Origin of the sequence: Pseudomonas soli (assembly GCF_021283165.2) — a bacterium.
In the GTDB taxonomy this organism is placed as follows: Bacteria; Pseudomonadota; Gammaproteobacteria; order Pseudomonadales; family Pseudomonadaceae; genus Aquipseudomonas; species Aquipseudomonas soli.
The window spans coordinates 852,441-874,289 of record NZ_CP128543.1 but is presented as its reverse complement, the minus strand read 5'-3'; the positions used below and the strand labels follow the sequence as shown (position 1 = coordinate 874,289).

The window sequence follows — 21,849 nt, the reverse complement described above, 5'->3', positions numbered from 1 at the left end:
CACTAGCTTGAGAATTATCCGACGAATGCCCGGAACGAAACGGACTAGCCACTGTCCACCGCCGTGAACAAAATCGCCGTTACCGATTGCCCCTTCGAGTCAGACCATGCAAGCAGACGCCCTACTCTCCCAGGACGAACTGGACTTCATCCAGGACATGCAGCATTCGCCCCAATTGAACCTGGCTGACCCCATGTCGAGCCTGCTGGTCAATGGCGACCGTCATCTCAAGGACCTGCTCACCCGCTTGGTGGCCAACGAGCAGGTGACGCTGCAAGCCAGCTTCAATAATCAGCAGCTGAGCTTCCCCCTGCAACTGGTCGAGGATGAGTTCCACGCCTTGCACCTGCAACTGGGCTCGCCGGACATCTACGAGGACGGCCCCATGCTGCGGCCATGGCGCCTTTCGCTGCAGCAGCCGACCGCGCTGCTGGACGATCACGGCCAGGCCAGCGACCTGTGGGTACGCGACATTTCCTTCAAGGGTGTGCTGCTGGAAGTGCGCGGTGGGGCTGAAGCCCCTGCGCAATTCAACCTGCGCTTCGCCGCCGAGGACATCCCGCCGATCGGCCTGCACGGCGCACTGCGCCGGCGCATCACCCCGCGCCTCGCCGCCTACGACCTGACCCACACTCCGGCCGAAGAGGTCGAGCGCCTGCGCGAATATATCCTCCAGGCCCACCGCAAGGCCCACCCCGAGCTGCACGCCCAGGCACCCAACACCTTCTGACGACCGTCCAGCCATTGAAACTGACCGGTCATGATTGATCGGCGATAATCCGTGCCCGATTCTTGCAAGCCCGCCTGCGCCGCCCATCACCCCGGGCCGCAAGCCAGGGGCCGGCTACCCGCCAGCCCCGTCGCCAGGAGATACACGATGTCTACCCCACCCGTCACCTTGATGGTGTCGCGCCGCGCCGCCTGCGGCCGCTACCAGGACCTGCTGGCCTGGCTGCACGAAGGCGAACAACTGGCCAACGACTTTCCCGGCTACCTGGGCTCGGGCATCCTCGCCCCGCCGAGCGAGGGCGACGAATTCCAGATCATCTTCCGCTTCGCCAGCGAACAGACCATGCACGCCTGGGAGCATTCCGCCTCGCGCAGGGCCTGGCTGGAACGCGGCAACGGCCTGTTCGAGCGCCCCAAAGAGAGGCGCGTGAGCGGTATCGACGACTGGTTCGGCACCAATACAGTGCAAAAACCACCGCGCTGGAAGCAGGCAACGGCCATCTGGCTGGCGTTCTTTCCGGTTTCGCTACTGTTCAACCTGCTGTTCGGCCACTGGCTGGCGCCACTCGACCTGCTGCCTCGAGTGCTGCTCAGTACCCTGGCCCTGACGCCATTGATGGTGTACCTGTTCATCCCTCTGTCCACCCGGTTGCTGGCCGGCTGGCTCAACGCCACGCCACGCGCCGCCACCGAGCGTTCCCAGGGGCTGCGCAGCCGCTGAGGCACGGGCTCGCAAGGCCGTGCAGTTCGGGTATGCTGGGGCATCACGCACGGACAGACGAACAGACCGCCCGAACATGAACAGCCCAATCCTCATCACCGGCGCCAGCCAGCGCGTCGGCCTGGCCCTGGCCATGGAGCTAGCCCAGGCCGGCCATACGGTGGTCAGCGCCAGCCGCACCTTGCAGGGGCAGGCTGCCCACCCGAACATCCGGCAGTTCCAGGCCGACCTGACCCGCAGCGAAGACCGCCAGGCCCTGATCGAGTACCTGCAACGCGAGTACGACGGCCTGCGTGCGATCATCCATAACGCCTCGCTGTGGCTCGACGATGGCCTGGACAACCTCGACACCATGTTCCGCCTGCACGTCGAGGCGCCCTACCACCTCAACCTCGCCCTCGGCGAGCTGCTGGACAAGGTGGACAAAGCCGACATCATCCACATCTGCGACGAGACCTCCTCGCGCGGCAGCAAGAGCCACATCGGCTATGCCGCGACGAAGGCCGCGCTGCAGAACATGGTGCTGTCGTTCGCCGAAAAATACGCGCCCAAGGTGCGGGTCAACGGTATCCTGCCTGGCCTGCTGATCCTCAAGGAAGGCGGCGACGAGCAGTACCGCGAGCAGACGCTGAAAAAGGCCCTGCTCGAATTCGAACCCGGCGCCCGCCCGTTGATCGACGCCGTGCTGTTCCTGCTGCAAAGCCAGTACAGCACCGGCAGCCAGGTGGTCATCAACGGTGGCCGCCATCTGAAGAACCGCATGACCTGAAGAGATCGCCCATGACCCCGCAACAACAGCTCGAACTCGAAGCCGCCGCGTTCCGGCGCCTGGTCGACCACCTGCAAAAACGTACCGACGTGCAGAACATCGACCTGATGAACCTTTCCGGCTTCTGCCGCAACTGCCTGTCCAAGTGGCTCAAGGCCGCCGCCGATGATCGCCAGATCGAGCTGAGCCTGGACGATGCCCGCGAGCAGGTGTACGGCATGCCCTATGCCGATTGGAAAGCCCAATACCAGAACGAAGCCAGCGCCGAGCAGAAAGCGGCGTTCGAACAAGGAAAACCGCGTGACTGACCTGAATACCCTGCGCAGCAGCCTCGCCAGCGGCGAACACGTTTTTGCCGACACCCTGGCCTTCATCGCCGCGAACTACAGCTACCAGCCCCAGGCCTTCGACAATGGCGACGTGCACAACGCCGCCGGGCAGAACGAAGGTTCGTGCAAGACCCTGGGCCTGGCGCTGCTCGAAGGGTTGAGCGACCAGGAGGCACTGCTGGCCTTCGGTGAGCACTACCGCAGCGTGGTCGCCACGCCCGAGGGCAGCGACCATGGCAATATCCGTGCGCTGATCAAGCATGGGCTGGCCGGGGTGAAGTTCACCACCCAGCCACTTGCGCGCCTGGGCTGATAGCAGATGGGGCCGCTGTGCGGCCCCAACCGGACATCAACTGATGAGCCGGCCTGGTGTTCCAGCCTCAAGGCGCCCCTTGTGCAACCACTCCAGCGCAATCGGCCACAGACTTTCACGAAACCGATCGTGAAAGAACGCGAAGTGCCCGATCTCCCCGACCGAGATATCCACAGGCGCCACCCGCAGATGCCGCCGCTCGCCCGTTTGCAGGTACCCCAACAATCGTTCAGTGGCCGCCACCGTGCCGAACGGATCGTCAGTCAGGCTGATGGCCAGGGTCGCCGCCTGTACCTGGGCAAATGGCGTCGCCGACAGTAGACGCCCACTGGGCCGCTGCTCGTAACGCGGCGTACGGGCAACCCAATCGCGTACCACGCCGGCCGGGGTATCCTCCAGCCAGCCCAGGCGCTTGCCGGGGAAATAGCCGAACATCCGGGTCAACAGCGGCATCACCACGTGCCATTTGCCGAACAGCTGCCAACGCTGCTCCGGCGCATAATCGCGCCAATAGGCGAACTGCGCGCCCACCAGCAGTGCATGGCGCACCTGCCCCGCCGACGGCGCCAGCCCGAGCGCCCAGCCGCCGAAGCTGTGGCCGACCACATGCATCGGCTGGCCCGGATGCTCGGCGGCGGCCAGTTGCAACATCGCTTCGAAGTCCAGCCGGCCCCAGTCGCTCCAGGACGCCTGGAAACCGCGCAGCGTGGCCGGGCGCGACTCGCCGATACCGCGATAATCGTAGGTGAGCACGTCAAAGCCCTGGGCGAACAGGTAGTCGGCGAAACGCGAGTAATAGCGGCAACGCACCGAAGTGGCGGCATTGATGATCACCAGGGGACGCAGGGGATCGGGCTTAGCGTGGCGCCAGCGAAATCCGCCGAGGCCATAGCCGTCGGCGGCGACATGACGAAAGGCACAGGAGGGTTGGGTAAGGCTGCTCATGGCGCGCTCCCTGCGGCGTCGCGCCATGCTGGCGGACGGGCTGTTGTCGTGCGCCAACGCTAGCAAAAAAAACCTTGCCTGTAATCGCGGGACAGGCTCAGGTGGTCGGCAGCGCCCGCGCCACGCCCGGCTTGCGCAGCACCGCCAGGCGCGAGCCGTGGTAGCGGGTTTCGCGGAACAGCTTCCAGCGACCGAACAGGCCGTACACATGCATCACCCGGCCCTGCTCGTGGTAGCCCATGCGCAGGTGCAGTTTCATTGCTGGCACGTTGTGGGTCTCCACCACGTCCACCACCTTGTGGCAGCCCTTCTCGCGCATGGTGTTCCACAGCTCGACCTGGGCTGTCACCGACAACTCGCTGCCAAAGTACGGCCGGGTCATCTCGCCGCCGAACTCGAAGAACTCGCCGGGTTTCACCGGGAAGGTGCAACCATAGTAATGCTTGTCGTGGTAATCGACCACGCTGGCCCAGATGAATGCCACGGCATCGCCCTGCTCATCCAGGTACATGTGCCCGGTATGGCCCTCGGCGGCCAGCTCGCGCATGGTCTCGACACGGTCGCCGAAATGTCGGGCGAAGGCATCGGCATTGGCCGTGGTGATCTGCGCCAGGGTGACCGGCGCATGCGCCTTGAGGCTGTGCGGCGGCACCGGACTGATCAGGTCGCGCTCCATCCACAGCAGTTCCCAATGGAAAAACACGTAGCGCTCGAAAAAAGTCTTGAAGGTGCGCTTGAGGCCCTTCTGGCGGATGCGTTCTTGTAGTTTTTGCAGTACACCCATTGCTCCCTCCTCGGCGCCAGCGAAATTGCCAGGCCAATAGCTGGTGTATAGATCAGGCGGAGGGTGGCCATGGCAAAGGGCCAGCGAGGGATTTGTTTCAGAATATTAACAAGTCGTCGGCGGGAACCGCGCAGCCGTCATGAACGGCTGCGCGGTCAAGGACTTGCTTACAGCTCGACGCAGTCGAACCGTACGTCGGTGGCCACGTCTTCGTCGTAGTTGACGTCAGCACGCTCGAAGCCGAACAGGTTGAGGAACTGCTTCTTGTAACCGGCGTAGTCGGTCAGCTCGAACAGGTTCTCGGTGGTCACTTTAGGCCACATCTCACGGCAGGCGTTCTGCACGTCATCACGCAGCTCCCAGTCGTCCAGACGCAGACGGCCCTTCTCGTCCAGCGCCGCCGGGGCGCCATCGGCGCGGTACATGCGGTCACGGAACATGCGATCCAGCTGGTGCTGGGTACCTTCGTGGATACCCTTCTCCTGCATGATCTTGAACACCATCGACAGGTACAGCGGCATCACCGGGATGGCCGAGCTGGCCTGGGTAACCACGGACTTGAGCACGGCCACGTTGGCACTGCCACCCACTTTGCCGGCCAGGCGCTGGGCGGTTTCGTCCAGGTCCTGCTTGGCCTTGCCCAGCGCGCCGTCCCAGTAGATCGGCCAGGTGATGTCGGAGCCGATGTAGCTGAAGGCCACGGTACGGGCTTGTGGCGCCAGAACACCGGCGGCATTCAGGGCGTCGATCCACAATTCCCAGTCCTGGCCACCCATCACGGTGACGGTATCGGCGATTTCCTGCTCGGTGGCCGGTTCGATGCTGGCCTCGATGATGGTGTCCTTGTTGGTGTCGATGGCGGTCGACTTGTACGGCTGGCCGATCGGCTTCAGGGCCGAGCGGATCACTTCACCGGTCTGCGGCAGCTTGCGCACCGGTGAGGCCAGGGAGTAGATGACCAGGTCGACCTGGCCGCCCATTTCGTTCTTGATCAGCTCGATGACCTTGGCGCGGGCTTCGTCGGAGAAGGCGTCACCGTTGATCGACTTGCTGTACAGGCCTTCGGCCTTGGCGAACTTGTCGAAGGCGGCGGCGTTGTACCAGCCAGCGGTGCCGGCCTTGGTCTCGGTGCCCGGCTTTTCGAAGAACACGCCCAGGGTATCGGCCTTGAAACCGAACGCCGCAGTGATACGGGCGGCCAGGCCGTAGCCGCTGGAGGCACCGATCACCAGGACTTTCTTCGGACCATCCTCGCGCACGCCCAGCTTGCGGGTGGCTTCGATCTGGTCACGGACGTTGAGCTCGCAGCCCTTGGGGTGAGTCGTGGTGCAGATGAAACCGCGAACCTTGGGATGAATGATGGCCAATGTCTGTACCTCGTCAGGTTTAGGCTGGGGCAGCGCCCGGATTCGGGGTGCTGCCGTTTGATCTAGAGGGTGAGACTACCCTCGCAAGTCATCCGACACATATTACGGGGTGATCGGAGCAATGAAAAATCGCAGCGGCTCTGATAAACGCTATACCTGCGCCAGCGCCGCCTTCAACCATCCCAGGAACTGCCGCGCAAACGGATCCTCCTGGCTTTCCCAATGCACTAGGCAGCTCCACACCGGCCCGCGCACGCGCTGTACCGACAAGGGCCGCAGGCGCCCTTCGTCGACCATCCGCCGCGCCAGCAACTGACTGACCAGGGCGATCCCCAGCCCCTCGCCCGCCGCCTCCAGCAGCAACCCCGGGTCGGAGAAGTTCAGCCCCTTGCCTTGCTGCCCCACGTCCTCCCCGCCCTCCAGTTGCCAATGGCTCCAGTCCATCTCCCGCTCGCCATGCAGGGTGGTCCGCCCCTGCTCGGGCAGGTCCGGACGGCACGCCGGATACAGCTGGTCCTGGTGCAGCACGGTAAAGCTGCATTCGGCCTGGGCGCCGATATCGTCGCGGATCGCCAGGTCGATGGTCTCGCTGGCCATGTCCGGCACCTCGAAGCTGGTGAACAGCCACAGGTCCACGTCTGGGCAGCGCTGGTGGAAGTCCGCCAGGCGCGGCAGCAACCAGTGCCGGGCGAACGCCGGGGTGGTGTTGACCACCAGTTGGTTGGGCTTGCGGTACTGCTCCAGGCGGCGGATGCCCACCGCCAGTTGCTGCAACAAGGCCTGAGTGGTGCTGAGCAGATCGTGCCCGGCGTCGGTCAGGCTGACGCTACGGCCACTGCGGTGGAACAGCGGCTGTTCCAGGTAGCCCTCCAGGCTGCGGATCTGCTGACTGATTGCCGACTGGGTGAGGTTCAGGGCCTCGGCGGCCTTGTGGAAGCTGCCCAGCCGGGCAGCGGCTTCGAAGCCGCGCAGGGCGTTGAGCGGGGGCCAATGCTTGAGCATGCTGATAAGCCTGACTGATCAGAAATACGCTAAATCTATCGTTTGTCGCCCTGGATTCCCAGTCATAACATGGACAACAACACCCGCGACGGCGGGCTTCGTTGATAACAATCCCTAATAGATCGGAGTTCACTATGACCCTGTCCCTCGACAGCGGCTGGCGCATGCCCGCCGAATGGGCCCGCCACGCCGCCACCTGGATGATCTGGCCGCACAACCAACCTCTGTGGGAGTCGGGCTGGGGCGTGACCCTGGCCGACGTGCAGCGCGACTACGCCCGAGTGGCCTCCGCCATCGCCCGCTTCGAGCCGGTGAAGATGGTGGTCGATCCGTCGGCCATGGCCATCGCCCGCGAACTGTGCGGCGCCGGTATCGAGCTGGTCGAGCTGGCCGTGGACGACAGCTGGTGCCGCGACAGCGGCCCGACCTTCCTGACCCACCCGCAACACGGCGTGGCGGGCCTGAGCTGGCGTTTCAACGCCTGGGGCGGCAAGTCCGATCACGGCAAGGACCGCAGCCTGGCCCGGCGCATCCTCGACCACCTTGGCCTGGAAGGCCTGAGCACTCCGCTGTGCAACGAAGGCGGCGCCATCCATGTGGACGGTGAAGGCACCCTGATCACCACCGAATCGGTGCTGCTCAACCCCAACCGCAACCCGGGCCTGAGCAAGGCTGACTTCGAGGATTGCTTCGCCCGCCTGCTGGGCATCCGCAAGACCATCTGGCTGCCGGGCGACCCGCAGTACGTCACCGGCGACATGACCGACGGTCACGTCGATGGCGTTTGCGCCTTCGCCCGCCCCGGCGTGCTACTGGTGGACGCCACCCACGACCATGGCTCGGTGTATGCCGAAGTGGCCCGCGAAAACCGCCGCGCGCTGGAACTGGCCACGGACGCCCAGGGCCGTTCGTTCGAACTGCTCGAGCTGTTCGAGGCCACCGCGGCCGTGGACACCGAAGCCGAGGTGTTCTGCGCCTCGTACACCAACTTCTACCTGGCCAACGGCGCGGTGATCATGCCGGCCTATGGCATCGACGCCGACCAGGCCGCGGCGCAGCAACTGGCCCTGGCCTTCCCCGGTCGCGAAGTGGTACCGGTGCGCATCGACCATATCGCCCACGGCGGTGGCGGCATCCATTGCATCACCCAGCAGCAGCCGGCCTGGCAAGGAGCGCGCCCATGAGCACGCTGCGCATCGCCACCACGCAGATGGCCTGCAGCTGGGACCTGCCCGCCAACCTCGACCACGCCGAACAACTGGTGCGCCAGGCCGCTGCCAAGGGTGCCCAGGTGATCCTGTTGCAGGAGCTGTTCGCCACCCCGTACTTCTGCATCGAGCAGTGCCACAGCCACCAGGCCCTGGCCCAGGACTACCACGACAGCCCGCTGCTCAAGCGCTTCGCCGCGCTGGCCAAGGAACTGGGCGTGGTGCTCCCGCTCAGCTGGTACGAACGGGCCGGCAACGCCTTCTTCAACTCGCTGACCGTGGCCGATGCCGACGGGCGCCTGTTGGGTGTGTATCGCAAGACCCACATCCCCAACGCCATCGGCTACCAGGAAAAGGAATACTTCAGCCCCGGCGACACCGGCTTCAAGGTCTGGGACACAGCCTTCGGTCGCCTGGGCATCGGCATCTGCTGGGACCAGTGGTTCCCCGAGACGGCCCGCTGCCTGGCGCTGATGGGCGCCGAAGTGCTGCTGTTCCCCACTGCCATCGGCTCGGAGCCTGGCGCCGCCGAACTGGATTCACGCGACCATTGGCAGATGGCCATGCGTGGCCATGCCGCCGCCAACCTGCTGCCAGTGGTGGCCGCCAACCGCGTCGGCCATGAAGTGGCGCGCAGCGACGACAGCCTGAGCATGCGCTTCTACGGCTCGTCGTTCATCTGCGACCACAAGGGCGCGATGCTGCAAGAGGCCGACCGCGACAACAGCGGCGTCTGGCTGCACGACCTGGACCTGGCGCGCATGCGCGAAGACCGCCTGAGCTGGGGCATCTACCGCGACCGCCGCCCCGACATGTATGCGCCGCTGCTGACCCTTGACGGCCGTACCCCACCGACTGCGAGGGCCTGAACCATGCCAAGCCGTCCATCGAAACTGCTCGCCATCGCCGCCCTGCTGGCCTGTGCCGGTATTGCCCAGGCCGAACAGGACGCCCTGCGCCTGTACAACTGGGCCGACTATTTTGCCGAAGACACCCTCAAGCGCTTTACCGCCGAAACCCGCATCCCGGTGATCTACGACGTCATGGACGGAAGCGAGGTGCTCGAGGCCAAACTGATGTCCGGGCGCAGCGGCTACGACCTGGTCTTCCCTGGCGACACCGTGGCCGAACGGCTGATGCGCGCCGGCAGCCTGCGGCCCCTGGATCGCAAGCAGCTGAGCGCGCTCGATGATATAGAGCCTGGCCTGCGCCAGTTGCACGACCGCTACCCCAAGGCCAGCCAGGCCACCGTGCCCTACACCTGGGGCACCATCGGCCTGACCATGGACGCGAAGAAGATCCGCGAGCGCATGCCCGGCGCCCCGCTCGACAGCCTCGACCTGCTGTTCAAGCCGGAGCTGGCGGCCAAGTTCGCCGACTGCGGCATCTCGATGATCGACTCGCCCGACGAAGTGCTGGCCGTGGTGCTTCACTACCTGGGCCGCGAACCGCGCAGCGCCAAGCGTGAAGACCTGGCCGCCGCCAGCGAGCTGCTCAAGGGCATCCGCCCGTACGTGCGCAAGCTTCAGTCACAACCGGTCACCGAGCTGGTCAATGGCAACACCTGCCTGTCGCTGGGCTACAGCGGCGACGTGATCCAGGCCCAGCGCACCGCCGAGGCCGCGGGCAAGGCCATCGACTTCCAGTACCGCGTGCCTCGCGAAGGCACCACGGTGTGGATGGAAACCATGGCTATCCCCGCCGATGCCAAGCACCCGGAGTACGCCTATCGTTTCATCAACTTCGTCATGCGCCCGGAGAACATGGCCGCGATCAGCAACTTCACCGGCTACCCCACTGCCAGTGCCAAGGCCCGGTCGCAGGTGGACGCGCGCCTGCGTGACAACCCGGACATCTACCTCAGCGATGCCACCTTCACCCGCTTGATCCCGGGCAAGGACATCCCCCAGGCCGACATGCGCGCGCGCATGCGTGTCTGGACCCGTTTCAAGACCGCACAGGACTGACCCCATGCCCACTCGCCGCACTTTCCTCCAACACATGAGCGTCGTCGCCGGCCTCGGTGCCGCCGCCGGCTTCGGCCTACCCTTCGCCAGCGGCAGCGCCCGCGCCAGCGAAGCAGGCCGCTGGTTCATGCCCGACGAGGGTGAGCCGCACCAGCGCGCCTACATCGCCTTCGGCGCCCAGGACGCCATCTGGGAAGACTTCACCGAAGACGTCCAGGCTGCCCTCGGGCGCATCGCCCGCGCCATCGCTGCCTACCAGCCGGTGACAGTGTTCTGCCGCGCCAGCGAACGCGACATTGCCGAGGAGGAATGCGGCAGCCACAACATCACCTACGTCGAGACCGAGCTGGACGACATCTGGATGCGCGACATCGGCGCCAACTTCGTGGTCGATGACGATGGCGCGCTGGGCGCCGTGGACTTCAACTTCAATGGCTGGGGCGGCAAGCAGCAACACCGCCATGACGCCAAGCTCGCAGCCCGCGTTGCAAAGTTGGCTGGTGCCCAGTACCAGCGCAGCGAGCTGGTGGGCGAAGGCGGCGGTATCGAAGTGGACGGCCATGGCACCGGGATCATGACCGAGAGCAGCTGGATCAACAGCAACCGCAACCCCAGCTGGAGCAAGGCCCAGATCGAGGCGGAACTGAAGGAGCGGCTGGGGCTGCGCAAGATCATCTGGCTGCCGGGCATCAAGGGCAAGGACATCACTGATGCCCACGTGGACTTCTATGCTCGCTTTGCCGCGCCCGGCGTGGTGGTGGCGAACCTGGACAACGATCCGGACTCCTACGACCACGAGGTGACACTCAAGCACCTCGAGATCCTGCGCAACGCCACCGATGCCGACGGGCGCAAGCTACAAGTGCATACGATGTCGCCGCCCTTGAAACCAAGGCGCAGCAAGTTCAACGAGGACAATCCGGATTTCGCGGCGGGGTACATCAATTATTTCGTGATCAACGGAGCGGTGATCGCCCCGCAGTTCGGCGACCGCAGTGCCGATGAGCAGGCGCGGGCGTTGCTGGTGAAGCTGTACCCGGGGCGCAAGGTGGTGCAGTTGGACATCGACGCCATTGCGGCGGGAGGGGGCGGGATTCACTGCGTGACCAACCAGTGCCCGGCGATCTAGCGCAATTGCCGGGGCTGGCGCGCAGCCCCGGCATCGCCAATCCGGCGCTTATGGATACTGCTGCACGGTCCCTTGCTGGTCATACTGCTGGCCCGGGATCGGCTTCAGGTTGACCTCGACCCGACGGTTCTGCGCACGGCCGTTGGCATCGGCGTTGCTGGCGATCGGCTGGTCCGGGCCCATGCCACGCACGCTGACCCGCGACGAATCCACGCCCTGGGAGGTCAGGTAGGTGCTGACTGCCTGGGCGCGGCGCTGCGACAGGTCCATGTTGTGCTGGCGGCTGCCGGTGCTGTCGGTGAAGCCCACCACTTCGATGGTGTTCTGGTTGAACTGCTTGAACGAGTTGGCCAGGTTGTTCAGCGGCGAGTAGAAGCTTGGGGCAATGTTCGCCGAATCGGTGGCGAAGGTGATGTTGCCCGGCATGATCAGTTTGATCTGGTCACCCTGGCGCTGCACTTCGACGCCGGTATTGGCCATCTGCGCCCGCAGCTCGGCTTCCTGCTTGTCGGCGTAGTAACCGTAACCGGCAGCGGCGGCACCGACCGCGGCGGCACCGATCAACGCCCCCTTGCCACGGTTGTTGTGGTCGATGGCGGCACCGGCGATGGCGCCGGCCAGCGCGCCCAGGCCACCATATTTGGCGGTCTTGCTCATCCCTGTGGAGCCCTGCGCCTGGCCCTGGCTGTCGTACGGGTTGGGGCTGGCACAACCAGACATCAGCGCGGCGGCGGTAGCGACGATAATCAGACGACGCATGGTGAACATGGACAAGCTCCTACTGAAATTCGAAAGTGCAGCGGATCGACTACGGATCTATGCCAGCCTTGGATTGCAGCGCAGCGGAAAAATTCCATGAAACCTCAGGCGCGCACGAAGGGGTTCTCGCGCATCTCGTCGCCGAGGCGGGTGTCCGGGCCATGGCCGGTCACCACGATGGCGTCCTCATCCAGGCGGTACAGCCGTTCCTTGATGGAACGAACGATAGCCCGCTGATCGCCTCCCCACAAATCGGTGCGTCCGACACCACGGCGGAACAAGGTATCGCCGGCGATCAGCAACTTGTGCTCAGCGAACCAGAAACTCATCGAGCCCGGCGTGTGCCCGGGGGTGTGCAACGCCACGCCGCAGCCGCAGGCCAGCGCCTCATCGTCGCTCAGCCATTGGTCCGGCGACGGTACCGGCGTATAGGGCACGCCGAACATCTGGCACTGCATTTCCAGGTTTTCCCACAGCGGCTGGTCGGCCTTGTGCAGGTGCAGCGTGGCGCCGGTCAGCTCCTTGAGCCTGCCCGAGGCGAGGAAATGGTCGAAGTGCGCGTGAGTGTGGATGATGCTCACCAGGGTCAGGCTATGATGCTGCAGGCGGGCGAGGATCTTCTGCTCGTCCCCGCCCGGGTCGACGACGATGGCGTGCTTGCTGACCGGGTCACCGATCAAGGTGCAGTTGCACTGCAAGGGGCCGACGGGGAAGGTTTCGCGGATGAGGCTAACGGGCAATGGGTTCATCGTTCTGGAACTCGGTACAGTCGATAGAGAGAGCAAATATGACCATGGTCCAGCTTGCCTCTCACCAAATCAAGGCAGATACAACCGGAACAACCCGCCCCCCAGCGTCCCGCCATTGGCGATCTCGATCCGCCCGCGCACGCCATTGCGCTCGTGCAACGCGGCAATCCGCGCCGCGAAATACAGCCCCAATCCAGTACTGCCACTCTGCGAATCGATGCCCTGCACGTAGTCATGCTGGCGTTCGAGCATACGCTGTGGATAACCGGCGCCGTCGTCGTTGACGCTGATCACCAGCTGCTCGCCCTCTTCCTCGATGCTGATCAACAAGGCGTGGCCGGCATAGCGGATGGCGTTGGTGAGGACGTTGGCCACCACCGAGGCGACCAGTTCACGGTCGAAGAAACCCAACGGGCTTTCGGTCTCGATGCGCCAGGTTGCGAGGATGTCGCGATGCTTGATCACATCTTCCTGGGCCGCCAGTTGGGCCTCGATGAAGTCGTCCAGCTCGTGGTAGTCCGGGCAGATGGGCAACTGGTTGACGCCCAGCTTGTAGAGCCCCAGCAACTGCACCAGCATGCCGTTCAGGTGGCTGAGCTCGTGCTCCACCACGCCCTGCTCGGTACCGCCGCGCAGCTCCTCGGGCAGGCGCGCCAGCCATTGGCTGTGTGCGTGGGTCAGTGCCGAAAGGGAGTTCTTCAGGTCGTGCACGGTGGAGGCGATCACCGTGGAAAAATCCAGCCCCTGGTTGTCCTGGTTCATGCGCCAAAGACCCGGATGTGCAGTTTGCGATAACGGTCGTAGCGGCTGTCGCTGGCGGGAATGCCGGCCACGCTGGTAAGACAGTCGCGGCACTCCTGCATCAACGCCGGCGGTGGCGTCTCGCCGCCGATGCGCAGCAGGGCCTGGGCGGTGTTCAGGGCGATACTGATGTTCTTCGGCTGCAGCGAAAGCGCCTTGCGGAACATGCCCAGCGCCTCGTTGAGCTGGCCACCCTGGTAGCTGCGCACGCCCTGACGGTTGAGGTCCACGGCTTCGGTCACCGCTCCCAGCACCAGCGGGTCGTCGGTGAGTTTGGCGACGCTCTGCATGACCTTGGGGTCGTCCCCGTAGGTTTCCACGCAGCCCTTGAGGATAGAGGTGCCCGCCGCGTCCTGACCAAGTTGCTGCAATTGCTTGGCCACCGTCAGCGCCGCCTCGACGGAGAAAAACTGATCCATTTTTTCCAGGCGCAGCATGGCCTGCTCGGTGAGCTTGGCGGCGGTATCCGGGTCTCCGGCCTGCTGCAGGCTGGCAGCCTTCATCAGGCGGGCGCGCACCTGCAGGCCCTGGTCCTCGACGTTCTCCTTGGCCACCTCGCTGAGCACGGTGTTGATTTCCACCCGGGTGCGCGCATCGAGACCGTTGCCGGTGTTCTTGCTCATCAGCGCCTGGACCAGGCCGAGATTGCTTTCGGCGTCTTTGTAGCGCGAGCTCTGTCCCTGGTTGACCGCATGGCGATAGGCCTTGGACGCGCTTTCGAAGTCGGCGTTATCCAGCGCCAGCTTGCCCAGCGCGGCCTGGCGGCGCACGGCGAGTGGCGACAGGCGCACGGCCTCCTCGAGCATGTGCTGGGCGCGCTTGGTTTCGCCCTGGGCCACCAGCACATCAGCCATGCCATCGTACAGGTTGGGCATGATCGGGAAGGCCTTGAGGGCTTGCTCGTAGACGCCCTGGGCCTGGGCGTTCTGGCCACGCTTGTGCAACAGGCTGCCGAGCGCCGCGTAGGCCCAGGGTTGCGGGCGGCTGGCCAGGATATTCTTGAGGAACTTCTCCAGCTCATCAAAGCGATTGAGGTCGCGCAGGGCGTCGGCGCGATAGCGCAGGCACAACGGGGCGAACCGCGGGTCTTTCTTGCACAGCTCGGCGCAGGCGGCGAGTACCTCGGCCGGGCGGCTGCGATCCAGGGCCTGGAGAATGGGCTTTAGCAAGGTCTTGCGCTGGGTCAGTTTCTCCAGACGCTGGGCCAGGCCCACACGGTTGAAGGGCTTGGTCAGGTAGGCGTCGGGTTCGTGCTCGATGGCGCTGAGCACGATGGCCTGGCTGCTCTCGGCCGTGACCATGATGAACACGCACTCATGGCTGATGAGCTTGTCGAGAATCAGGTCCTCGAGCACCTGCTGGCCATTCTTCTTGCCATCGCCCAGGTGGAAATCCTGGAGGATGAAGTCGTAGCGTTTCTGCCCGCACATGCGCAGCGCCTGTTCGCCACTGTCGGCGGTGTCCACGTCACGTACGCCCAGCTCGCGAAGCATCGAGCGGGTCGAGGTGCGGAAGTCGGTAAAGTCGTCGACGATCAGAAAGCTTTTTTGCCCATACTGCAGCATCAACACGACCTGTATTGGAAGAAGTGGGGAAGTGGCGCACGGCGATGCGTATCGCCGAAAAGTGTATCGGCAGCGGATCGGGAAAGATGAGCCCGGAACGGCGATAGCCTTGTGCCGCTATGTTAACGGCCGCCCATGCCGCAGATCACTAGTGTCCTGTCTCAAAAATACGTTCTCTTTTGGCGAGTGGCTTGGGTGTTCGGCCAAGGCGCCGCGACGAGTCATAGCAGTGCTCTGGCGAGGAGTGGCAACGCGGGCCGGGCGCCCAAGACGCCGCCAAAAGTGAACAGCTTATTTCCGAGACAGGACACTAGACGAGCAACCCGAGGGACTTGGCCCTGGCCACCGCCTGGGTACGCCGTTCCACACCCAGCTTGCTGTTGATATGACTGGCGTGGGTCTTGACCGTGTGCAGGGAAATGAACAGCCGCTCGCTGATCTGCTGGTTCGAACAACCTTGGGCGATAAGCTCCAGCACGGCGAACTCGCGGCTGCTCAGGGCCTCGGTGGTGCAGGTGCTGGCGACGAGGGCTTGCGGCAGGTGCGTCAGCAGATCGCGCTGCACGGGGCAGGCGGCACGGCCGGCCAACTGCTCGCGCAGCCATTGCGGCTGCTCCTCGATCAAGCGCTGGAATGCCTGCAACGCACCTCCCTGCGCAGCCTCCAGTGCCTGCGCAAGCAGCTTGGCCGCCTCGGGCTCACGCCCCTGGGCCAACAGCAATGCGATCAACTGGCACTGCGCGCTGACCATCAGCGTCATGCCAGCGCTGGCCTGCCCGCGCTCGATCAGCCTGTGCAGCCTCGCTTCGGCATCGTCGACACGGGCCAGCACCCGCTCCAGCAACGCTTGCTGCAACTCGATATGCAGCGGCAACAAGGGGTGGAACTCCGGCGCGGCGGCAGGCTGCTCGCCACCGTAGGTCTGCCCCAGGCGCAACAGCCACGACTCCGCCAGGTCCGTACGTCCCTGGGCCAACCAGAGCTCGCACTTCACCAGGGTAATCATGGCCAGGTAGAAGATCGGCGGCACATCCCAGATATGCATCAGCCGCTCGGCCTCGGCCAGCTCGGAGAATGCCTCGGCGAACCGCCCTTCGCGCCCATCGAGCGACGCGATCACGCAATGCCCGATCAGGACACTGATATCGCGACAGCTCCGCGCCTCGCTGAGCCCGGCGCGCAAACGCGCACGGCCCGGGGCACAGTGCAGGCGGGTGGCCAACAGGTAGCCTTCGTACAAAGTGAGGCGGGCGCGCACCGCATACAGGCGTTGGCCCGACAGGCCTTGCAACCTTTGCAGCCCCTGGCGCACTTCATCCAGTGCCCGCAGTATCTCGCCTCGAGCGTGCAGCACCCGCGCCCGGTCGTAATGGGCCAGTGCCTCGAACAGCGGGTTGCCGACCCGTTGCGCCAACTCGAGCGCTTCTCGGTTCCAGCCCCGCGCCCGCCAGAAATCGCCATCGGCGATGGCCAGGTTCGACAAGGTCGACAGGCACACCAGGCGCTGCCCATAACGTTTGCTCGGCAAGCTCTGCAACGCCTCGCCACAATAGGCGAGGGTTCGCTCGCGATCACCACGGCCGCGGGCGATGACCCCGCTCAAGGCCAGCCACTGGGCGAGCATCGATTTTTGCGCCGTGGCCGAAGGCGCGGGCAGGAAACGGCTCAGGTAGGCCGCCAGTTCCTCGGCGGCGTCCAACTGGCAGGCAAGCCCCAGGGCCCAACTGTACAGGACAATCAACCTGGGCGTGCTGATCAGCAGGCTGTCGGGCAGATCCATTTTCCAGCGCAGCAGCATGCCGACATTCTGCTCGGCGAGCAGTTGCTCCTCCGACAGGCTTTGCACCAGGTCCGCCGCCACATCCAGGTGGCCGGCCCGCAGGGCCTGCTCCACCGCTTCGTCCAGCAGGCCCTGCCCCTCGAACCAGCGGCAGGCACGCAAGTGCAACCCCGCCTGGGGGCCACTGGCCTGCCGGCTGCGCAACAGGTCGGAAAACAGATGGTGATAGCGGAACCACAGCCCATGCTCATCCAGCGGCACCAGGAACACCTGGTGGGCCTGCAGGTAGCGCAGGATCTCGGCACTGTCGTGCCGCTCACGCAGGGCATCGCACAGTTCGGCGCAGAAACGCTCCTGGCAGGCGGTGTCGTAGAGAAACGCCTGCACGGGCGCCGGCAGGATTTCGATCACCTCCTCGAGCAGGTAGTCACGAATAAGTCCCTCGCCGCCATGCAGTGCCTGGGGCAAGGCGTTGTCATCGCCGGATTCGCTGGCCGCCAGCTGCCAGAAACGCAGCCCGGCCACCCAGCCGTCGCTGCGCTGGATCAGATTATCCAAGGCCTGGCCGCGCAGACCGGTAGGCTGACGACCAATCACCGCCAACGCTTCATCGGCAGTCAGGCGCAAGTCCTGCTCGTTGAGCTCGACCAGCTGGCGCGACAGGCGCAGGCGTGCCAAATGCCAGTCGGGCCGCTGACGGCTGGTGACCAGCAGGACCAGCCCGGCAGGCAGGTGATTGAGGAAGAACTGCAGGCATCGATCGAGCACCGGGCCCTGGGCCAGATGGTAGTCATCCAGGACCAGCAGCAGGGGGGTGTCCGGCTGCAGATAGAGCGCGAGCTCATCAAGCAGGCCATCGAGCCATTCCTCGAAGGCGAAGGGCTGATGACGCTGGCGCATTTTCAAAAGGCCCATGGCCTGCCCGCCGAGCGCCGGGCAGAACTGCTGCAGCCCTTCGAGCAGGCGCTCGAGAAAGCGGCCCGGGTCGGCATCGCGCTGGCTCAACCCTAGCCAGAGGCTGCGCCAATGGCCGGGCAACTCCTGGCAGAATTCGATGGCGAGCGAGCTCTTGCCGAACCCGGCCGGTGCGTTCACCAACAGCAGACGCCCGCCCAGCCCGCCTTGCAAGCGCTGGCACAAGCGCGCTCGGGGGACGTGAGCCTCCGGCAGGGGTGGACGGAAGAAACGCCCGTCCAGCAGGCCCAGGGCCTGGCTGGCGACTCCATGCGTACGGGACAAATCTGTCATGGCCGGCTCGTTCTGATTGGAGTAATGCGGCAGTACGGATGGTTGCGAGACTAGCGGCAAACGCGGCGCATTTGAAGATGATGGAAACGCATCGAGCGAAAAAGACTACAACAAAAAGAAACAATGCTGATGGACGGACACCCCTGGAACAGAAACGCCCCGGCAAGCCGGGGCGTTCTGGGAGATCAAACGGAGTTTGCGTTCAACGGCTCAACGCACACCCGCCTGGCGCAATGCCGCTGGCTGGAAGTCAGCCTTGCTGGCGCTGAAGCCGAAGTCGTAGGCGCGCTTCTCTTCGTTCTTCATGCCCAGCGCCAGGTAGCGACCCGACTGCAGGTCGTAGATGGCTTCGAGGGTGTACCACGGCACCTGCACGTTGTAATACGGCTGGGCGTGAGCCTCGGAAACACGCCACAGCTGGTTGCGGCCGTCATACTGGTCGATCACCGCGGCCTGCCAGGTGTCCTCGTCGATATAGAAGTCACGCTTGGCATAGATGTGGCGCTGGCCCGGCTTGAGCGTGGCGACCACGTGCCAGACGCGACGCAGCTCGTAACGCGACAGGTCCTGGTTGATATGCCCGGCCTTGATGATGTCGCTGTACTTGAGCTTCGGATCGTCCAGCTTATAGGCGTTGGAGGCGATGTACATCTCCTTCTTGCCTTCGAGCTTCCAGTCGTAACGGTCTGGCGCGCCGTTGTACATGTCCAGGTTGTCGGAGGTGCGCAGGCCGTCGGCGGCGGTACCCGGGCCGTCGTACGACACTTGCGGCGCCTGGCGCACACGACGCTGGCCGGCGTTGTAGATCCAGGCCTTGCGCGGTTCCTTGACCTGGTCAAGGGTTTCGTGGACCAGCAGCACGGTCCCGGCCAGACGCGCCGGAGCGGTCACTTCCTGCTTGAAGTAGAACAGGATGTTGCCGGGGTTGGCCGGATCGTAGTCCTTCATCTTGTCGCGGAAGACGAACTGGTCCTGGAAGTACACCAGGCTGTAGGAGCCGTTCTGCTGCGGGGTGGCCTGGGTGACCAGGCGGGTCACGCTGCCGCCACGGTAGCGGGTGATGTGGTTCCAGATCACCTCCACGCCATCCTTGGGAATCGGGAACGGTACGGCTGTCTTGAAGTTCTCCAGGCCGTTGCCACCTCCGACCAGGGTGGTCTTGGTGGCGTTTTCCTTGATGGCGGCGAAGACATCGTCCGGCACCGTGGAGCCGCGGTGAGTCTTGTACACCGGAATCTTGTAGGTATCCGGGTAACGCTTGAGCATCGCCACCTGGCCAGGCGAAAGCTTGTCCTTGTACTGGTCGACGTTCTGCGCGGTGATGGTGAACAGCGGTTTTTCGCTGGCGTAAGGGTCGGAGAGGAAGCCTTTGGCGTCGGCACTGCCGACGCTCTTGGACAGCGGCTCCCACGGCCCGATGGAACCATCGGCGTTACCGGCCTTCTCGGCGCCCATCGGGGTGAGCGACGCGCCCAGCTTGGCGGCCTCGTCAGCGGAAACCGCAGCCATGACGCTGGTTGCCAGCAGGGACATGCCCAGTACACCGGCTTGCAGCAGACGTGTGGTCATTTTCATTCTTTGTCGTCCTGGATCAATGTTCTTAGAAGTTCACGCCGAAGCTGAGCGCGACGAAGTCGCGGTCATCCACGGTGGTGTACTTGCCATCGAAGAAGTTGGTGTACGACAGGCTCGCCGTGTAGGTGTTCTGGTACTCGGCGTCCAGGCCCAGGCTGACGGCCTTGCGCCCTTCCTCGAAGTTGCCGCCAGGGCCAGGCGAGTAACCCGAGACGTCATGGGACCAGGCCACGCTGGGCTTGAGGTTGACCCCAGCGAAGACGTCGTTGTAGTCCCAGATGGCGCGTGCGCGGTAACCCCAGGAGGTGCTGGTGGTGAAACCGTCTCCCTCGCAATTGCGGGTCAGGTTGGCGGTAGAGCTGCCCAGGCCTGAACCACCGATGGTGCTGGTATTGAGCAGGCGGCAGGCATTGCCTGGCAGATCACCTGGACCATAGACCGGGTCGCGGCCATAGCGGGCCTTGTCACGGCTCTCCAGACCACCCACATGGGTGACGCCGACTTCACCGACAAGTGTCATGCGGCTGGCACCCATGACCTGATCGAAGAAGTGAGTGAAAGTGGTCTGGAACTGGGTGATCTCCTTGCGTTTGTAACCGTGAAGGTCTTCCCCCGGCTGGCCGTTGAGTACCGAAGCATTGCCGAACAACGGACCGCCCAGCGGTTTGACACCGGCAAACAGGATGTCCGTACTGTTCAATTGCACAGGCGCGTTAGGACGGTAGCTGATCTCGCCGCTCCAGGCGGTACCGGTGGGCAGGGTGGTGGAGAAGCTGAGGCCGTAGAGACGAATGTCTTCGGGGTATTCGACGAAGTACTGCGAGTTGCCGGCCACGACCAGGGGCGCAAGCCCCGCCAATGGGCCGGTCGCCAGCGCACGGGCGCGGGCGAAGGCAGCAGGCGAGGCGCCGGTGGCGCTGAAGATCGGTGCCCGGCTGTGGTAGTTCATGAAGTAGGCGCCGAACTCGGTGTCCAGCGGCTCGTACATGTAGCGGAACGCCAGGCCCCACTGACCACTGTCACGGGCATCCCGGTCAGCACCGCGGCGTACCAGCACGCCTTCCTCGTTGTAGTTGACATTGTTGGCCGCGAGTACGCCCCGAGCTACCGCCGGCAAGGCATTGAGAGTACGGCTGCTGTTCAACACGCGCAGGTTGTCGGTGCAGCCGTCGGCAATGATGTCGGGCTGCGAGAAGAACGTGCCGCAGTTGTCGACGACCGTCTGGTCCCATTCGATCTGGTAGAACGCTTCGGCCGACAGGTTGTCGGTGAGGCTCTGGGAGATGTAGAACATGTTGACCGGGATCAAGCCTTCCTTGATCTCGGAACCCGGACGGCGGAATGCGGACACATCGATCGGGTTGATCGAGTTGATGCCGCCACCGATGAAGGTGCTCTCCCCCCAGCTCACCACCTGCTTGCCCAGGCGCACCGAGCCCGGCAGGTCGGCGATGGAGTAGTTGTGATAGACGAAGGCGTCGAGCAGTTCGGCACCGGAGGACTTGGCGCCCTCCTTGCGGTTGGAGTCGCTGATGTCCTTGAACTCGCGGCCTTCGTCCTTGAGCTCGAAGTCGTACCAATACTTGCCGCGGACGAACACGCCCGTATCGCCGTACTTGAGCTCGAGGTCGTGGATGCCCTTGAAGATCTTCGAGAACGTCTCGCCTTTCTTGAAGTTCAGGTGGCCGTCGTCGGAGGTTTGCGACAAGCCTTTGCCGCCGTTGTTGACCCCGATGAGGTTCTTGTTCGGGTTGGCCGTCGACCAGCTGGCGCCAACGGAGAGCGACGAGTCGAACTGGCCTTCGATTTCACCGATGTTGAAGCTGACCGCGAAAGCAGGACTTGCGAGCGTGGAAGCGAGGCTGACGGCCAGGGGCAGTTTCGCCCGGCGCCAGAACGGGTTTGCAGATGTCATCGACGCTACTCCATGTACTTTTTTGTTATGGCAGTGAGTCCTTTCAGAAACGGCTCGAGCGCCTGGTGAAGCAGGCTCCTGCCCGTGACGCCGCGCGTTGCCGTGCGGCGCCCTCCCCCATTCCTGAAAATCCCCTGACCCGACTATAGCCAGCGGTCACAGGTGCTTGATCCCTCTAAAGTGTGATTTGCGCG

General features: G+C 64.3%; 20 protein-coding genes. 9 read left to right on the top strand and 11 right to left on the bottom strand.

What is annotated here, in order from left to right:
- The first annotated feature begins 106 nt into the window (after positions 1-106).
- From LU688_RS03935 to LU688_RS03915, 5 genes are all read left to right on the top strand, one after another.
- On the top strand, positions 107-730 hold the full coding sequence (locus tag LU688_RS03935; protein WP_038707362.1) for a PilZ domain-containing protein: 624 nt from the start codon (positions 107-109) through the stop codon (positions 728-730).
- A 147-nt stretch (positions 731-877) separates the two neighbouring features.
- Positions 878-1,450 carry a putative antibiotic biosynthesis monooxygenase gene (locus LU688_RS03930; protein WP_104444512.1) on the top strand — a complete coding sequence of 191 codons (573 nt, stop codon included), beginning with the start codon at positions 878-880 and terminating at the stop codon, positions 1,448-1,450.
- 76 nt (positions 1,451-1,526) lie between these two features.
- A complete protein-coding gene (folM, locus tag LU688_RS03925; RefSeq protein WP_023630530.1) occupies positions 1,527-2,219 on the top strand; it encodes a dihydromonapterin reductase in 693 nt (230 codons plus the stop codon).
- An 11-nt stretch (positions 2,220-2,230) separates the two neighbouring features.
- Positions 2,231-2,527 (top strand): DUF1244 domain-containing protein, encoded by a 297-nt coding sequence (locus tag LU688_RS03920; RefSeq protein ID WP_023630529.1) that lies wholly within the window; start codon positions 2,231-2,233, stop codon positions 2,525-2,527.
- Positions 2,520-2,861: a HopJ type III effector protein gene (locus tag LU688_RS03915; RefSeq protein WP_023630528.1), complete on the top strand. Its 342-nt coding sequence runs from the start codon at positions 2,520-2,522 to the stop codon at positions 2,859-2,861. Before LU688_RS03920 ends, LU688_RS03915 begins: the two co-directional genes overlap by 8 nt.
- A gap of 36 nt (positions 2,862-2,897) precedes the next feature.
- Here the strand turns inward: LU688_RS03915 and LU688_RS03910 are convergent, their stop codons facing one another.
- The 4 genes from LU688_RS03910 to LU688_RS03895 form a co-directional block, all read right to left on the bottom strand.
- Positions 2,898-3,806, bottom strand: a complete 909-nt coding sequence (locus tag LU688_RS03910) for an alpha/beta hydrolase family protein (RefSeq protein ID WP_094010278.1) — start codon at positions 3,804-3,806, stop codon at positions 2,898-2,900.
- Between the two features lie 97 nt (positions 3,807-3,903).
- Entirely contained in the window at positions 3,904-4,590 is a 687-nt protein-coding gene (locus LU688_RS03905; RefSeq protein WP_023630526.1) for a GNAT family N-acetyltransferase, read from the bottom strand.
- A 167-nt stretch (positions 4,591-4,757) separates the two neighbouring features.
- Complete coding sequence (gene fabV / locus LU688_RS03900) at positions 4,758-5,957, bottom strand: enoyl-ACP reductase FabV (RefSeq protein WP_094010279.1); 1,200 nt, start codon at positions 5,955-5,957, stop codon at positions 4,758-4,760.
- A 150-nt stretch (positions 5,958-6,107) separates the two neighbouring features.
- Positions 6,108-6,959 (bottom strand): LysR substrate-binding domain-containing protein, encoded by an 852-nt coding sequence (locus LU688_RS03895; RefSeq protein WP_094010280.1) that lies wholly within the window; start codon positions 6,957-6,959, stop codon positions 6,108-6,110.
- Positions 6,960-7,093: 134 nt separating this feature from the next.
- On the opposite strand from LU688_RS03895, the gene LU688_RS03890 reads away from it, so the two are divergent.
- Genes LU688_RS03890 through LU688_RS03875 form a run of 4 tightly spaced genes read left to right on the top strand, consistent with a single transcriptional unit; the run spans position 7,094 to position 11,263 of the window.
- Positions 7,094-8,143, top strand: coding sequence for an agmatine deiminase family protein (locus LU688_RS03890; protein WP_094010281.1), 1,050 nt, complete (start codon positions 7,094-7,096; stop codon positions 8,141-8,143).
- On the top strand, positions 8,140-9,036 hold the full coding sequence (aguB, locus tag LU688_RS03885; RefSeq protein WP_038707359.1) for an N-carbamoylputrescine amidase: 897 nt from the start codon (positions 8,140-8,142) through the stop codon (positions 9,034-9,036). The genes LU688_RS03890 and aguB overlap by 4 nt, the downstream gene beginning before the upstream one ends.
- 3 nt (positions 9,037-9,039) lie before the next feature.
- Positions 9,040-10,134, top strand: a complete 1,095-nt coding sequence (locus tag LU688_RS03880; protein WP_232888037.1) for an extracellular solute-binding protein — start codon at positions 9,040-9,042, stop codon at positions 10,132-10,134.
- A gap of 4 nt (positions 10,135-10,138) precedes the next feature.
- Positions 10,139-11,263, top strand: coding sequence for an agmatine deiminase family protein (locus tag LU688_RS03875; protein ID WP_094010283.1), 1,125 nt, complete (start codon positions 10,139-10,141; stop codon positions 11,261-11,263).
- Positions 11,264-11,311: 48 nt separating this feature from the next.
- Here the strand turns inward: LU688_RS03875 and LU688_RS03870 are convergent, their stop codons facing one another.
- The 7 genes from LU688_RS03870 to LU688_RS03840 all read right to left on the bottom strand — a co-directional run bounded on the left by LU688_RS03870 (position 11,312) and on the right by LU688_RS03840 (position 21,655).
- On the bottom strand, positions 11,312-12,031 hold the full coding sequence (locus LU688_RS03870) for a YiaD family glycine zipper/OmpA-like lipoprotein (RefSeq protein ID WP_023631281.1): 720 nt from the start codon (positions 12,029-12,031) through the stop codon (positions 11,312-11,314).
- A 95-nt stretch (positions 12,032-12,126) separates the two neighbouring features.
- Complete coding sequence (locus LU688_RS03865; RefSeq protein WP_094010284.1) at positions 12,127-12,771, bottom strand: MBL fold metallo-hydrolase; 645 nt, start codon at positions 12,769-12,771, stop codon at positions 12,127-12,129.
- A 69-nt stretch (positions 12,772-12,840) separates the two neighbouring features.
- Entirely contained in the window at positions 12,841-13,533 is a 693-nt protein-coding gene (locus tag LU688_RS03860; protein ID WP_023631285.1) for a sensor histidine kinase, read from the bottom strand.
- A complete protein-coding gene (locus LU688_RS03855; RefSeq protein ID WP_038707358.1) occupies positions 13,530-15,137 on the bottom strand; it encodes a tetratricopeptide repeat-containing response regulator in 1,608 nt (535 codons plus the stop codon). Before LU688_RS03855 ends, LU688_RS03860 begins: the two co-directional genes overlap by 4 nt.
- Positions 15,138-15,447: 310 nt before the next feature.
- Positions 15,448-18,165: a winged helix-turn-helix domain-containing protein gene (locus LU688_RS03850; protein ID WP_038707357.1), complete on the bottom strand. Its 2,718-nt coding sequence runs from the start codon at positions 18,163-18,165 to the stop codon at positions 15,448-15,450.
- Between the two features lie 210 nt (positions 18,166-18,375).
- Positions 18,376-19,740, bottom strand: coding sequence for a DUF1329 domain-containing protein (locus LU688_RS03845; protein ID WP_110604431.1), 1,365 nt, complete (start codon positions 19,738-19,740; stop codon positions 18,376-18,378).
- Between the two features lie 25 nt (positions 19,741-19,765).
- On the bottom strand, positions 19,766-21,655 hold the full coding sequence (locus tag LU688_RS03840; RefSeq protein WP_023630622.1) for a DUF1302 domain-containing protein: 1,890 nt from the start codon (positions 21,653-21,655) through the stop codon (positions 19,766-19,768).
- Positions 21,656-21,849: the final 194 nt, after the last annotated feature.

Coding starts and splice junctions, on each gene's coding strand:
- LU688_RS03860 (WP_023631285.1), bottom strand. CDS start 13,533: ATGAACCAGGACAACCAGGGGCTGGATTTTTCCACGGTGATCGCCTCC.
- LU688_RS03865 (WP_094010284.1), bottom strand. CDS start 12,771: ATGAACCCATTGCCCGTTAGCCTCATCCGCGAAACCTTCCCCGTCGGC.
- LU688_RS03920 (WP_023630529.1), top strand. CDS start 2,231: ATGACCCCGCAACAACAGCTCGAACTCGAAGCCGCCGCGTTCCGGCGC.
- LU688_RS03870 (WP_023631281.1), bottom strand. CDS start 12,031: ATGTTCACCATGCGTCGTCTGATTATCGTCGCTACCGCCGCCGCGCTG.
- LU688_RS03855 (WP_038707358.1), bottom strand. CDS start 15,137: ATGCTGCAGTATGGGCAAAAAAGCTTTCTGATCGTCGACGACTTTACC.
- LU688_RS03935 (WP_038707362.1), top strand. CDS start 107: ATGCAAGCAGACGCCCTACTCTCCCAGGACGAACTGGACTTCATCCAG.
- LU688_RS03905 (WP_023630526.1), bottom strand. CDS start 4,590: ATGGGTGTACTGCAAAAACTACAAGAACGCATCCGCCAGAAGGGCCTC.
- LU688_RS03875 (WP_094010283.1), top strand. CDS start 10,139: ATGCCCACTCGCCGCACTTTCCTCCAACACATGAGCGTCGTCGCCGGC.
- LU688_RS03910 (WP_094010278.1), bottom strand. CDS start 3,806: ATGAGCAGCCTTACCCAACCCTCCTGTGCCTTTCGTCATGTCGCCGCC.
- LU688_RS03880 (WP_232888037.1), top strand. CDS start 9,040: ATGCCAAGCCGTCCATCGAAACTGCTCGCCATCGCCGCCCTGCTGGCC.
- LU688_RS03840 (WP_023630622.1), bottom strand. CDS start 21,655: ATGACATCTGCAAACCCGTTCTGGCGCCGGGCGAAACTGCCCCTGGCC.
- LU688_RS03895 (WP_094010280.1), bottom strand. CDS start 6,959: ATGCTCAAGCATTGGCCCCCGCTCAACGCCCTGCGCGGCTTCGAAGCC.
- LU688_RS03845 (WP_110604431.1), bottom strand. CDS start 19,740: ATGAAAATGACCACACGTCTGCTGCAAGCCGGTGTACTGGGCATGTCC.
- aguB (WP_038707359.1), top strand. CDS start 8,140: ATGAGCACGCTGCGCATCGCCACCACGCAGATGGCCTGCAGCTGGGAC.
- LU688_RS03890 (WP_094010281.1), top strand. CDS start 7,094: ATGACCCTGTCCCTCGACAGCGGCTGGCGCATGCCCGCCGAATGGGCC.
- folM (WP_023630530.1), top strand. CDS start 1,527: ATGAACAGCCCAATCCTCATCACCGGCGCCAGCCAGCGCGTCGGCCTG.
- LU688_RS03930 (WP_104444512.1), top strand. CDS start 878: ATGTCTACCCCACCCGTCACCTTGATGGTGTCGCGCCGCGCCGCCTGC.
- LU688_RS03850 (WP_038707357.1), bottom strand. CDS start 18,165: ATGACAGATTTGTCCCGTACGCATGGAGTCGCCAGCCAGGCCCTGGGC.